The organism is Mesorhizobium sp. USDA 4132, from assembly GCF_056279545.1.
The window spans coordinates 206,007-217,818 of the sequence record NZ_JBWCCP010000001.1; the positions used below are offsets into that span (position 1 = coordinate 206,007).

General features: G+C 63.4%; 12 protein-coding genes and 1 other RNA gene. 6 read left to right on the forward strand and 7 right to left on the reverse strand.

What is annotated here, in order from left to right:
* The first annotated feature begins 175 nt into the window (after positions 1–175).
* Positions 176–1,807, forward strand: a complete 1,632-nt coding sequence (locus ACZ9IU_RS00940) for an MFS transporter (protein WP_038547902.1) — start codon at positions 176–178, stop codon at positions 1,805–1,807.
* Here the strand turns inward: ACZ9IU_RS00940 and ACZ9IU_RS00945 are convergent, their stop codons facing one another.
* Both ACZ9IU_RS00945 and recR read right to left on the reverse strand, forming a co-directional pair.
* Positions 1,808–3,091, reverse strand: a complete 1,284-nt coding sequence (locus tag ACZ9IU_RS00945; protein WP_244447455.1) for a lytic murein transglycosylase — start codon at positions 3,089–3,091, stop codon at positions 1,808–1,810.
* 162 nt (positions 3,092–3,253) lie between these two features.
* On the reverse strand, positions 3,254–3,859 hold the full coding sequence (recR, locus tag ACZ9IU_RS00950; protein WP_038547908.1) for a recombination mediator RecR: 606 nt from the start codon (positions 3,857–3,859) through the stop codon (positions 3,254–3,256).
* A gap of 52 nt (positions 3,860–3,911) precedes the next feature.
* Between recR and ACZ9IU_RS00955 the strand changes: the two genes are divergently transcribed.
* Complete coding sequence (locus ACZ9IU_RS00955; RefSeq protein WP_038547911.1) at positions 3,912–4,523, forward strand: MOSC domain-containing protein; 612 nt, start codon at positions 3,912–3,914, stop codon at positions 4,521–4,523.
* Here the strand turns inward: ACZ9IU_RS00955 and ACZ9IU_RS00960 are convergent.
* From ACZ9IU_RS00960 to ffs, 4 genes are all read right to left on the reverse strand, one after another.
* Positions 4,520–5,131 (reverse strand): LysE family translocator, encoded by a 612-nt coding sequence (locus ACZ9IU_RS00960; protein ID WP_038547913.1) that lies wholly within the window; start codon positions 5,129–5,131, stop codon positions 4,520–4,522. The genes ACZ9IU_RS00955 and ACZ9IU_RS00960 overlap by 4 nt on opposite strands.
* Before the next feature lie 30 nt (positions 5,132–5,161).
* Positions 5,162–5,485: a YbaB/EbfC family nucleoid-associated protein gene (locus ACZ9IU_RS00965; protein WP_038547916.1), complete on the reverse strand. Its 324-nt coding sequence runs from the start codon at positions 5,483–5,485 to the stop codon at positions 5,162–5,164.
* A 17-nt stretch (positions 5,486–5,502) separates the two neighbouring features.
* Positions 5,503–7,389 (reverse strand): DNA polymerase III subunit gamma/tau, encoded by a 1,887-nt coding sequence (locus ACZ9IU_RS00970; RefSeq protein ID WP_038547918.1) that lies wholly within the window; start codon positions 7,387–7,389, stop codon positions 5,503–5,505.
* 86 nt (positions 7,390–7,475) lie between these two features.
* An RNA gene (gene ffs, locus ACZ9IU_RS00975) (signal recognition particle sRNA small type) lies at positions 7,476–7,572 on the reverse strand.
* Between the two features lie 86 nt (positions 7,573–7,658).
* On the opposite strand from ffs, the gene ACZ9IU_RS00980 reads away from it, so the two are divergent.
* From ACZ9IU_RS00980 to ACZ9IU_RS00995, 4 genes are all read left to right on the forward strand, one after another.
* Complete coding sequence (locus ACZ9IU_RS00980) at positions 7,659–8,066, forward strand: HIT family protein (RefSeq protein WP_038547920.1); 408 nt, start codon at positions 7,659–7,661, stop codon at positions 8,064–8,066.
* Positions 8,063–9,022 (forward strand): NAD(+) diphosphatase, encoded by a 960-nt coding sequence (gene nudC / locus ACZ9IU_RS00985; protein WP_038547923.1) that lies wholly within the window; start codon positions 8,063–8,065, stop codon positions 9,020–9,022. The genes ACZ9IU_RS00980 and nudC overlap by 4 nt, the downstream gene beginning before the upstream one ends.
* 4 nt (positions 9,023–9,026) lie before the next feature.
* Positions 9,027–9,722: a helix-turn-helix transcriptional regulator gene (locus ACZ9IU_RS00990; RefSeq protein WP_038547925.1), complete on the forward strand. Its 696-nt coding sequence runs from the start codon at positions 9,027–9,029 to the stop codon at positions 9,720–9,722.
* 101 nt (positions 9,723–9,823) lie between these two features.
* The gene (locus ACZ9IU_RS00995) at positions 9,824–10,195 is read left to right on the forward strand and encodes a VOC family protein (protein ID WP_038547928.1); all 372 of its coding nucleotides are present in this window, start codon (positions 9,824–9,826) and stop codon (positions 10,193–10,195) included.
* Between the two features lie 744 nt (positions 10,196–10,939).
* Here ACZ9IU_RS00995 and ACZ9IU_RS01000 read toward each other — a convergent pair.
* A complete protein-coding gene (locus tag ACZ9IU_RS01000) occupies positions 10,940–11,803 on the reverse strand; it encodes a prephenate dehydratase (RefSeq protein WP_038547930.1) in 864 nt (287 codons plus the stop codon).
* Positions 11,804–11,812: the final 9 nt, after the last annotated feature.

An 11,812-nucleotide genomic window follows, 5' to 3' on the forward strand; every position in this document is an offset into this window, starting at 1 on the left:
AAAGAGCGGGTCCGGTGGGGCCCACTCTTCATCGGACGATCAAGAATATGGGGTGCATATACGCTTTCGGCCTTGCGATTGCAAGAGTCGCATATTCCGGGGCTTTGGCGACTGGAATTTGGTTCTGCCGGGTCTATAACCGTTTGGTACGACGCACGAATGAACGAGGATAAAAGTGCCCGATCGGATATCGACCCTGGCTCCCTTCAGGCACCCAACGTTCAGAACCATCTGGATTGCCAGCCTCGCTTCCAATTTTGGCAGCCTCATCCAGGCCGTCGGGGCGGCGTGGATGATGACCTCGATCACCGATTCCGAGGACATGGTTGCGCTGGTCCAGGCCTCGACCGCGCTGCCGATCATGCTCTTTTCGCTGATTGCCGGCGCGCTTGCCGACAACGTCAACCGCCGCAGCCTGATGCTGACGGCGCAGTTCTTCATGCTCACCGTCTCGCTGACCCTGACGGTCTTTGCCTATCTAGACCTGCTGACGCCCTGGCTGCTTTTGACATTCACCTTTCTGCTCGGCTGCGGCGTAGCGCTCAACAACCCGGCCTGGCAGGCCTCGGTCGGCGACATGGTACCTCGCGAGGTCCTGCCGGCGGCGGTGACGATCAACAGCGTGGGCTTCAACATCACCCGCAGCGTCGGACCCGCGATCGGCGGCGCGATCGTAGCGGCTGCCGGCGCCGCCGCGGCGTTCGCGGTCAATTCGATGAGCTATTTCGCTCTCATCTATGCCTTGATCCGCTGGAGACCGGAAAGTCGCGACAGTGCGCTGCCGCGCGAGACGCTGCTGCGGGCGCTTTCGGCGGGCCTCGGTTACGTCGTCATGTCGCCCAACATTCTCAACGTGCTGTTCCGTGGCCTTGTCTTCGGTCTTTCGGCGAGCGCCGTGCTGGCGCTTCTGCCGATCGTCGCCCGCGACCTGGTCTCCGGCGGCCCGTTGACCTACGGCATCATGCTCGGCGCCTTCGGGGTCGGTGCCATCGCCGGTGCCATGGCAAATTCGCGGCTGCGTGAAAAGCTCACCAGCGAATCGATCGTCCGCCTGTCCTTTCTGGGTTTTGCCGCGAGCGCCGCGATCATAGGCCTGAGTTCAAGCACGGCGCTGACGGCGATCGTCCTCCTCGTGCCCGGTGCCTGCTGGGTGCTGGCTCTGTCGTTGTTCAACACGACGGTACAGCTTTCGACGCCGCGTTGGGTGGTCGCCCGCGCGCTTTCTTTCTACCAGACGGCGACGTTCGGCGGCATTGCCGGCGGCAGCTGGGTGTGGGGCATCCTGTCCGATACGTTCGGAGTGTCGATCGCGCTCACACTGTCGAGCCTTGTCATGCTGCTTGGCGCCGTGATCGGCATGCGCCTGCCGCTGCCACAGTTCAGCGATGCCAATCTCGATCCGCTCAACCGGTTCAACGTGCCGCTGCTGAGCCTCGATCTGCAGCCGCGCAGCGGGCCGATCGTTTCCCTGGTGGATTACACCATCGCCGACGAGGATGTGCCGGAATTCCTGGCGCTGATGTCGCAGCGACGCCGTATTCGCATTCGCGACGGTGCGCGGCAATGGGCGCTGATGCGCGATCTGGAACATCCGGAAATCTGGACGGAGACCTATCATACCGCGACCTGGGCCGACTACGTGCGCCACAACCAGCGCCGCACCCAGGCGGATGCCGAGGCCTGGGATGCGATCCGCAGTCTTCATCGCGGCGAAGAAGGCCCACGCGTCCACCGGATGATCGAGCGACAGGCGATCCCGCCGAGCGACGACATATTCCATAAATCGCCCCCCGACCTGCACCACTGACTATCTGATCTTTCCCTTGAGCGACGGATCGGGAAAACATGTCGGCGCCAGGCCGTTCTTTGCCTGCCAGTCGCCGAGCGAACGGCGGGTCTTGTAACCCGGCAGGCCGTCGACATTGCCCACGTCATAACCCTTGGCGACCAGCGCCTTCTGCATGGCGAGCACGTCGGAGCGCAGCATCTTGCCGACATCACCCCAGGGCGCCTGGAACGGTCCTGCACCCGAGGCGATCCGGTCGGCGAGATTGCCGATGAACAGCGCATAGAGGTCGGAATTGTTGTATTCCTTGATCACGTAGAAATTCGGCGTGACGACAAATTCCGGTCCGTTGCGCCCCGCCGGCACCAGCATCATGCCGTCCGCCTTGAGGTCTGCCGCGGGAAACGCCTTGCCGGAAATGCGGGTGATGCCGGTTGCCGCCCAGGCGGAGATCGGCTTGGCAAGATCCGGCCCTTCCTGCGCGCAGGACACTTTTGCGGGGATCGTCACCTCGAACCCCCAGTCGCGGCCGCGCTGCCAGCCTTCCTTCTGCAGGTAGTGGGCGATCGAGGCAAGCGCATCCGGCACCGAATTCCAGATGTCCGGGCGACCGTCACCGTCGAAGTCGACAGCATATTTCAGGTAGCTCGACGGCATGAACTGCGGCTGGCCGAGCGCCCCCGCCCAGGAACCCTTCATCGTCGCCGGATCGACATCGCCCTGCTCGATCATCTTCAGCGCTGCGATCAGCTCTTCGCGGAACATGTCCCTGCGGGTCGACATGAAGGCCTTGGTGGCCAGAACCTGCACGGCGGAATAGGGCATCCGCGCCTTGCCGAACCCGGATTCACGCCCCCAGATGGCGACGACGATCTCGCCCGGCACGCCATAGACCGCTTCGATCTTCTTCAGCGTCGCCGAATAGGTGGAGGCAAGCCCGCGGCCGGTCTCGGCCAGCCCCTGCAGCCTCTTTTCGGAAAAATAGGCGCCGGGCGAGGAAAATTCCGCCTGGCTCTGATCCTGCTGCTTCGGCGGCTCCGAACCCGGCGGCACCAGGTCCGGCAGGTCCCAGTTGAGCGTTATGCCCTGGAAGGCGGCCTTCATCGTCTTCTCGGAGATACCGGCCTTCTTGGCCACCGGAGCCAGATCGCCGGCGATCCACCGCTGGAACTGCTTTTCGACGTCGGGACGGTTTTGGGCGAGCGCGGGGAGGGGGAGGAGGGTTGTGAATATGGCGAAAGCCAATGCTACCGCTCGTCTGGAGGCACCCCGCCCGGCGGCACCCCCCTCTGCCCTGCCGGGCATCTCCCCCTCAAGGGGGGAGATTGAATCGTTGCGAGGTCCCGGCCACCCTGAACGACGCGATTGGAGCGACGTCGGCGCGACTTGCCGATCTCCCTCCTTGAGGGGGAGATGGCCGGCAGGCCAGAGGGGGGCGAGCTTGCTCATCGTTATCCTCTTTAAACGCTAAATCACCGTCCGCGCCCGAAGCGCGGCCGTCAGCGTGCCCTCGTCGAGATAATCAAGCTCTCCGCCGACCGGCACGCCATGCGCCAGCCGCGTGATCTTCACATCGATGCCGGAGAGCTGATCGGTAATATAGTGCGCCGTGGTCTGCCCCTCGACGGTCGCGTTGACGGCGATGATGATCTCGCGGATGACGCCCTCGTTCACCCGGTCGATCAGCGCGCGGATGTTGAGGTCGTCCGGTCCGATGCCGTCGAGCGGCGAGAGCGTGCCGCCGAGCACGTGATAGGCGGTGTTCATCGCGCCCGTCCGCTCCAGCGCCCAGAGGTCGGAGACGTCTTCGACGACGATCAGCATCGTCTGGTCGCGGTGGAGATCGGTGCAAACGGTGCAGGGGTCGACGGTGTCGACATTGCCGCAGCGCGAACAGATCTTCACCTTGTCATAGGCCTCGCCCATGGCGCCCGAAAGCGGCCCGAGCAGCTGTTCCTTCTTCTTGATCAGATGCAGCGCCGCTCGGCGCGCCGAGCGCGGCCCGAGACCCGGGACCTTTGCCAGAAGCTGGATGAGTTTTTCGATTTCGGGGCCGGTGACTCGCTTTGCCATTTTCTCCCTTTAGCCCATATGCCTTAAAAACGGAATCGCGGAAGGACCGCTTATGAAACTTCTCGCCGTCTGCCTCGGGCGCCCGGAAAAGCTGCCGGGCAAGAGCTTCAAGACCGGCATCTACAAGTCCGCCGTCAACGGCGCCGTCATGATCGATAGCCTCGGCCTCGTCGGCGATGCGGTCTGCAACCGCAAACACCATGGCGGCGAGGATCAGGCGATCCTGCTTGAAGGCTCGCTGACGCTGGACTGGTGGGCGGCCGAACTCGGCCGCGATTTTTCGCCCGGCACGTTTGGCGAGAACCTGACTGTCGGAGGTCTCGACAACCGCGATGTCGCCGCCGGCGACCGTTTTCACATAGGCGAAGTCGTCCTGGAAGCCAGCTGCGCCCGCTCTCCCTGCAACACGCTTGCGGTGAAGATGGGTGATCCGAAATTCCTGAAGACCTATACCAAAGCTGGCCGCCCCGGCATCTATTGCCGCGTCATCAAGCCTGGCATGGTCTCCCCCGGCGATCCCGTCCGCCACGAACCCTATGCCGGCGACCGCGTGATGATCGCGGAAATGCTGGCGGCTGTCGGCAAGAACCTGTCGGGCGCCGAACGAGCCCGCTTCCTGGCCGCACCCATCGGCCGCCGCTGGCGGCCGATGTTCGAGACCTAGCGCGTCGCGATCGCCGCTGCCGCACTCGCCATGGCGCCAGCCGAAACCCGGTTGGCGATCCTCACGGCCCGAGGGCTCTTCAGGAACTGGCGGGCCTTGGCGGCGAGCAGCACCCAGGCAAGATCGACGACCACAAGCACGAGGAACATCGCGGCGACCAGTTCCAGCCAACCGGTCAGCGTCACGCCGCCGAGATCGATGATCGAAGGCAGCAGCGCCACATAGAACATCATGATCTTCGGGTTGCCGAGCGTCACGGTGAGGCCGGCGAAAAACATCTTCGGCACGGAACGATTTTCCGGAAGGTCTTCGCCGGAGCCGGCGGGTTCGGTGAACCACATCTTCCATGCGAGATAGAGGAGATAGGCAACGCCGATCCACTTGATTGCCACGAACACGACATGAAAACTCTCGGCGATGGCGGCAAGGCCTGCGACGGCAAACGAAAGCCACACGGCTTCGCCGACCCACATCGCCGCGAGAAACGGCAGTACGTCGCGATAACCCTTGGACAGGACGCGCGCCACGAGCGCAGCGATGCTGGGACCGGGCGAACCTGCGGCGACAAAAAGTGCCGCCGCGAAAACCAGAAGTGATGTCAACGTCATCGGAACCTCCCTATTCCTTCGGACCCAGGATCAAAACGGCATCTTGAAGCCGGGCGGGATCGGCAGGCCGGCGGTCAGTTCCTTGGTCTTTTCGGCGGCGATCGCCTCGGCGCGCTCCTTGGCGGCCTTGTGGGCGGCGACGATCAGGTCCTCGAGGATCTCGACATCGTCTTCCTTGAACAGCGACGGATCGATCTTGAGGCCGAGCATGTCGCCCTTGCCGTTGAGACGCACGGTCACCAGCCCGCCACCGGATGTGCCTTCGACGTCGAGAGCGGCGATTTCCGCCTGCATCTGCTCCATCTTGGCCTGCATTTCCTTGACCTTGCCCATCATGCCCATGATGTCGCGCATCTGTCTGTCCTCTTCTCTTATAGCTCGATGTCGTCGCCGGGCAGGATGTCGCCCTCTTCGGATTCCGCGGTCGCCGCTGCCGGCATGTCCTCGGCCTCGTTCTCATCCTCTTCCGCCACGCGGATGCGCACGTCGGTGATCCTGGCGCCGGGGAACTGGGCGAGGATCGCCGCCACGTCAGGATCGGCGCGGGCGTCGGTGAACTGCGCCTCCCGCACGCTCTTTTCGGATTCGACCAGCGTCGGCTCTCCGGCCTCGTTGCTGAGCGTCACCCACCAGGTAATCCCGGTCCATTCCTCCAGCCGCGCCTTGAGGTCGCCGGCAATGGTCTTCGGCGCGTCGCCGGACAGATTGATCTCCAGCCGGCCCGGCTCGATCTTCACCAGCCGCACGAAGTTGCGCAGCAGCGCCTTCAGCCGCGGGTCGCGGTTCTTGGAGCAGAGATCGGCGATATCCGATATCGAATTGACCGGAACCTTCGGCACCGGCTTTTCGGCTGGCTGTTCTTCCACGCGACCGACGGGTATTTCCCGCGGTGCGGCATTAGGCACGGCCTGCAGCATCGCGGTCGGCCCGCCAGCGGGAATACGCGGGCTCGACATCTCGGTGCCGCGGGCATTGACAGGCGATTGCGGTGGAGAGACCGGGCGCCCGCCGCCATTGCCGTTCGGAACCGGCACCCGCTGGCCGTCGCCATTGGAGAAATCGGCAAGCCTGCGGGCGGCATCTTCCGGCGAGGGCAGATGGGCCGCGTGCGTCAGCCGGATCAGCACCATTTCGGCGGCACCCGCCGGGCGCGAGGAATTTTCCGCTTCCGGAATGCCCTTCAGCAGCATCTGCCAGATGCGCGACAGCGTGCTCACCGCCACGCCGTCCGCAAATTCCCGGCCGCGCACGCGCTCCACTTCGCTGATCGAGGGGTCGTTGGCGGCGTCCGGGATATATTTGAAACGGGTGGTCAGATGGGTGAAATCGGCAAGATCGGTCAAGACCACGACCGGATTGGCGCCGGCCTCGTATTGCGCCGTGAATTCCGAAAGCGCCGCAGTCACGTCACCGCGCACGATATGCTCGAACAGGTCGACGATGCGGGCGCGGTCGGCAAGCCCCAGCATGCCGCGCACGGTCTCGGCAGCGACGCTGCCGCCGCCGTGGGCGATCGCCTGGTCGAGCAGCGACAGGCCGTCACGCGCCGAACCTTCCGCCGCACGTGCGACCATGGCAAGCGCTTCCGGTTCGGCCGGAATGCCTTCCTTTTCCAATATTGAGGTGAACAGGTGAACCAGGTCCGCGGCGCTGATGCGGCGCAGGTCGAACCGCTGGCAGCGCGACAGCACCGTGATCGGAACCTTGCGGATTTCGGTCGTCGCGAAGATGAATTTCACATGCTCCGGCGGCTCTTCGAGCGTCTTCAACAGGCCGTTGAAGGCCTGTGTCGAGAGCATGTGCACTTCGTCGATGATATAGACTTTGTAGCGCGCCGAGACCGGGCGGTAGCGCACCTGCTCGATGATCTCTCTTATATCGTCGATGCCGGTATGGGAGGCGGCGTCCATTTCGATCACGTCGACATGCCGGCCTTCCATGATCGCCTGGCAATGTTCGCCGGGGATGCGAAGGTCGATGGTCGGTTTGTCGATATCAGCCGTCTTGTAGTTCAGCGCGCGGGCGAGGATGCGGGCGGTCGTCGTCTTGCCCACCCCGCGAACCCCGGTCAGCATATAGGCCTGGGCGATGCGGCCGGTCTCGAACGCGTTGGTCAGCGTGCGGACCATCGGCTCCTGGCCGACCATCAGGTCCGAAAAATCCTTGGGACGGTATTTGCGGGCGAGCACCCGGTATCCGCTGCCTGTGGCGGGATTGGCGGCGGAAGTGCTTGAAGATGTGGGCCCGGTATCGCTCATTCAGTCCTGCCAGCCTGCGCGGGCCAATCCTGAGCACGGTCTTGACCGGGCCGGAAGCTGACCAAGATGGTAGTACAAGTAAAAGGGTGGGAGGCTGGCACGGCGACCCGTGCCTGGCTCGTTAGGGCTGCTTCCTTCCGGACCTGACCCGGTTGGCGAGTGGCTCGTCCACCACCAACCTCCCACCGTCCATATCGTCAATAACGCTTCCAAATGCAAGCCAACCCTGTAAAAAACTGCTATCGAACAGAAAAACAAGGGAGGAAAGTTTGAGCGAATTCGAACTGGACGCGAGGATTGCCCGCGATTCCGATCTTGTGACGGTGCTGGGCCTCTGCCAGCTGCGCATCCAGAACGATCGCCGCTGGCCCTGGCTGGTCATGGTGCCGCAACGCGCAGGTATGACCGAGATCTTCGATCTCTCGCCCGCGGAACAGGCGCTGCTCTCGGTCGAGGTGAACAGGGTGGCAGCAGCCCTGAAGACGGTGACAGGCGCCACCAAGATCAATGTCGGCGCACTCGGCAATATCGTCCGCCAGCTGCATGTCCATGTCATCGCCCGGTTCGAGGGCGACCCGAACTGGCCCGGCCCGATATGGGGCTTCGGGCAGCCGGTGCCCTATGGCGGGCAGCAGAAGCAAGATTTTCTCAACAAACTGGTTGAAGCCCTTTCATGACAGCGAACCTTTTCGACACCGACGCACCCCATCCCGAACCGAGCAAGCTGACGGCTTTTTCCGGCAACAAGCTGGATCGCCGCGCCGAATACCGTGAGGACGATTGCGTCGAGAAGGCGCTCGCCGTCGAAGGCGCTCATATCCTCGCCTTCACCGGCAGCCGGCTGATCCTGAAGCACGACAGCCAGATCCTCGACCCACTGTTTTCGCCCTATGAGCTTGCCGAATTGAAGCCGGATTTCGACAACGCCGTTTTGCTCGGTTATCGCGAGACGGGTGAACCGCGCATCGCCGTGCCGATGCTGATCCCCGCGGAAGAACTGGCAAGCCACTACAAGCCGACCGAGGCGCGGGCGCTCTTTCGCGACCAGCTTATCGAGGGCGAATTGCAGGGCGAGGTCGCACAGGCGGTCGCGCTGCTCAACTGGAACGCGGCCAACAAGTTCTGCGGCAAATGCGGATCGCCGACCGAAACCAGGATCGGCGGTTACAAGCGGGTCTGCACCCAGTGCCAGCACATGATGTTTCCGCGCACCGACCCAGTTGTCATCATGCTCACGATCGACACGGAGCGCGACCGCTGCCTGCTCGGCCGCAGCCACCATTTTCAGGAGGGCATGTATTCCTGCCTCGCCGGTTTCGTGGAACCTGGCGAGACGATCGAGGATGCGGTGCGCCGCGAGACCTTCGAGGAATCCGGTATCGAGACCGGCCGGGTCCGCTATCACGCCTCGCAGCCCTGGCCGATGCCGCATTCGCTGATGATCGGCTGTTACGCCGAGGCGAAATCGACCGACATCAAGATCGATCCGCAGGAAATGTCCGATGTCCGCTGGTTCGAGCGCGCCGAAGCCGCCGCCATGCTCGATGCCGGCCCAGACGCTCCGCTTTTCGCGCCGGTCAAGGGCGCGATCGCCCACCGCCTGCTGCGCGACTGGATCGAGTGGAGCAGGTAGAACCATGACCGTCGCGCGGTCGGAGCGCCTGCTGGCTCTTCTCCAGACGCTCCGGCGCTACCGCCAGCCTGTCAGCGGCGCCAAGCTCGCCGCCGAGACCGGCGTCAGCTTGCGCACGCTCTATCGGGATATCGCCAGCCTGCAGGCGCAGGGCGCCTTCATCGAAGGCGAGGCGGGCCTCGGCTACGTGCTGCGGCCCGGCTTCATGCTGCCGCCGATGATGTTTTCGCAGGAAGAGATCGAGGCGCTGGTGCTCGGTTCCCGCTGGGTGGCGAAGACCGCCGATTCGCGGCTGGCCGCCGGCGCCGTCGATGCGCTCGCCAAGATCGCCGCCGTGCTGCCGCCGGACCTCAAAGAGGACCTCGACAATTCGACGCTGCTTGTCGCTTCGCCGCGGCGAGGTGAGGACAGGACCGATCTCGGCCTGATCCGAAGGGCGATCCGCGCCGAGCATATCCTTGAACTCGCATATGAAGATGAAAAGGGGGCTCTGACCCATCGAAAAGTCTGGCCATTCGCCCTCGGCTTCTTCGACAGCGTCAGGGTGATGGTTGCCTGGTGTGAACTCAGGCAGGATTTCCGGCATTTCCGCACCGACCGCATTTCCTCTGCGGCTTGGACGGAAACGCGTTATCCGCGCCGCCGGCCGGTCTTGCTCAAGGAGTGGCGAGAAGCTGAAGGAATTCCGCCCCAGCCATGAACGCTGCTGCCATTATCTGACAGTAGGCTGCGATAATCTCCGGTCAGTCCCAACCAAGAGCAATTCTCGGCAGAGGGAATTGCGTCACAAGGAGAACTGACATGGTCCACCCCGATTTTACCATCCTCTTCGTCGACAATCCGCTGACCAGCGCGGATTTCTACCAGGCCCTCTTCGGCGTCGAACCCGTGGAAAAGTCCCCGACCTTTGCCCTCTTCGTGCTGAATACCGGCATGAAGCTTGGCCTGTGGTCACGACACACGGCCGAGCCTTCGGTAACGGCCGGCAGCGGCGGATCGGAAATCTGCTTCAGGCATAACGATGCCGCCAGCGTGGACAAGGCCTATGCCGAATGGTCGGGCCGCGGCCTGCGCGTGCTGCAGACGCCGGTAGAGATGGATTTCGGCTACACGTTCATCGTGATCGATCCGGACGGGCATAGGCTGCGGGTCTATGCGATGAGCGCCGAGTAAGCGCGAAAGGCGGCGGTGGGCGTGGCACCCCCCTCTGCCCTGCCGGGCATCTCCCCCTCAAGGGGGGAGATTGGCTGGAGCCTGCTCACAGCCCTCCATTGAGCGTCCCACGTTTCGCGGCGGCGTTTTGGAGGCGGGGAGCGTGCCGCTTGTGATCTCCCCACCTGAGGGGGAGATGCCCGGCAGGGCAGAGGGGGGCTTGCTTAGGCAAATCAGTCACTTGGGAAACAAAAGCATAAAAATACACCCTCGCTCATCCCCACCCCTCGACCCCGTGCCTACAATCCACCCGTCCCGTTTCGGCTACACCGGCCCGCATGACCGGCGAGACGGGACCGGTGCCTTGATGATCTGCCGTCATGCAGGCGGGTTGCCAGGGGCTGCGCAGAAAATGGTCCTCCTCTCGCCCTGAGGCGGGGCGTGCGTGTGTCGCACACAACCCGGTATGGCATTCCGCAAGGACGTAAGACCATGCCGCCGCAGAGGGACCGGAGTTGCGCGGAAAAACAGACCGAACGGGACACGTCGCGTGTCATTATTAAAATTTCAATTCGAGGCACACGACGTGTCCCGGCCGAACTGAAAACCGCAAAACACCAAGGGGTTATTATGCCCAGCTGTCAGCTTCCAGGCCGATTGCATCTCCTCCGGCATGGTGCACGCCCGGCACTTCGCTTTTGCTCAGCGCGTTCGAGGCTCAAAACGCTCCACCGGAGCGTTTTGCCGGCTAAACGCCGTCGCCCCTCACCCCTTCTGCAGCGCGCCCCGCATCGGGTGGCCCTTATAGGTGCCGAGAACCCGCACCTTTTCCGAAAAGAACCGCAGCTCTTCCAGCGCCCGGCGCACCGGGGCGTCGTCCGGGTGGCCTTCGATATCCGCATAGAACTGGGTTGCCACGAACTTGCCACCGAGCTGGTAGCTTTCGAGCTTGGTCATGTTGATGCCGTTGGTCGCAAAGCCGCCCATTGCCTTGTAGAGCGCAGCCGGGATGTTGCGGACGTTGAATACGAAAGTGGTGACCAGCACCTCGTCTGGATCGTTCCGCTGCACCCATTTTTCGTCGCGGGAGAGCACCACGAAACGGGTGACGTTGTCGTCCCGGTCCTCGACATTCTCCGCCAGGATCTCAAGCCCGTAAAGATCGGCCGCAAGCCGCGGTGCGAGCGCCGCCATCGTGCGGTCGCCCTTTTCGGCCACCATCTTGGCCGAACCCGCCGTGTCGCCGGCAACGACGGCCTTCCAACCGTTCGAGCGGATGATCTTGCGGCATTGGCCGAGCGCATGGATATGGCTGTGGACGGTGCGGATTTCCTCGCGGGTCACGCCGGGCAGCACCATCAGCTGGAAGCGGATCGGCATGAAATATTCGCCGATGATGTGCAGCCGCGATTCCGGTAGCAGGTGATGAATATCGGCGACGCGGCCGGCGATCGTGTTCTCGATCGGGATCATCGCCAGATCCGCCTCGCCGTTTTCGAGGGCCTGGAAGGCGTCCTCGAACGTCGGGCAGGGAAGCGGTTCCATGGTCGGGAACATGTCGCGGCAGGCCATGTCGGAATTGGCGCCGAAATCGCCCTGGAAGGCGATGCGATTGGTGAGTGCGTTCATGGGGTTATC

What these genes read in the sequence shown, in the direction of transcription:
- ACZ9IU_RS00955 (WP_038547911.1), top strand. Translation starts at nt 3,912, where the DNA reads ATGAAACTTCTCGCCGTCTGCCTCGGGCGCCCGGAAAAGCTGCCGGGC.
- ACZ9IU_RS00995 (WP_038547928.1), top strand. Translation starts at nt 9,824, where the DNA reads ATGGTCCACCCCGATTTTACCATCCTCTTCGTCGACAATCCGCTGACC.
- ACZ9IU_RS01000 (WP_038547930.1), bottom strand. Translation starts at nt 11,803, where the DNA reads ATGAACGCACTCACCAATCGCATCGCCTTCCAGGGCGATTTCGGCGCC.
- ACZ9IU_RS00945 (WP_244447455.1), bottom strand. Translation starts at nt 3,091, where the DNA reads ATGCCCGGCAGGGCAGAGGGGGGTGCCGCCGGGCGGGGTGCCTCCAGA.
- ACZ9IU_RS00965 (WP_038547916.1), bottom strand. Translation starts at nt 5,485, where the DNA reads ATGCGCGACATCATGGGCATGATGGGCAAGGTCAAGGAAATGCAGGCC.
- ACZ9IU_RS00960 (WP_038547913.1), bottom strand. Translation starts at nt 5,131, where the DNA reads ATGACGTTGACATCACTTCTGGTTTTCGCGGCGGCACTTTTTGTCGCC.
- nudC (WP_038547923.1), top strand. Translation starts at nt 8,063, where the DNA reads ATGACAGCGAACCTTTTCGACACCGACGCACCCCATCCCGAACCGAGC.
- ACZ9IU_RS00970 (WP_038547918.1), bottom strand. Translation starts at nt 7,389, where the DNA reads ATGAGCGATACCGGGCCCACATCTTCAAGCACTTCCGCCGCCAATCCC.
- recR (WP_038547908.1), bottom strand. Translation starts at nt 3,859, where the DNA reads ATGGCAAAGCGAGTCACCGGCCCCGAAATCGAAAAACTCATCCAGCTT.
- ACZ9IU_RS00990 (WP_038547925.1), top strand. Translation starts at nt 9,027, where the DNA reads ATGACCGTCGCGCGGTCGGAGCGCCTGCTGGCTCTTCTCCAGACGCTC.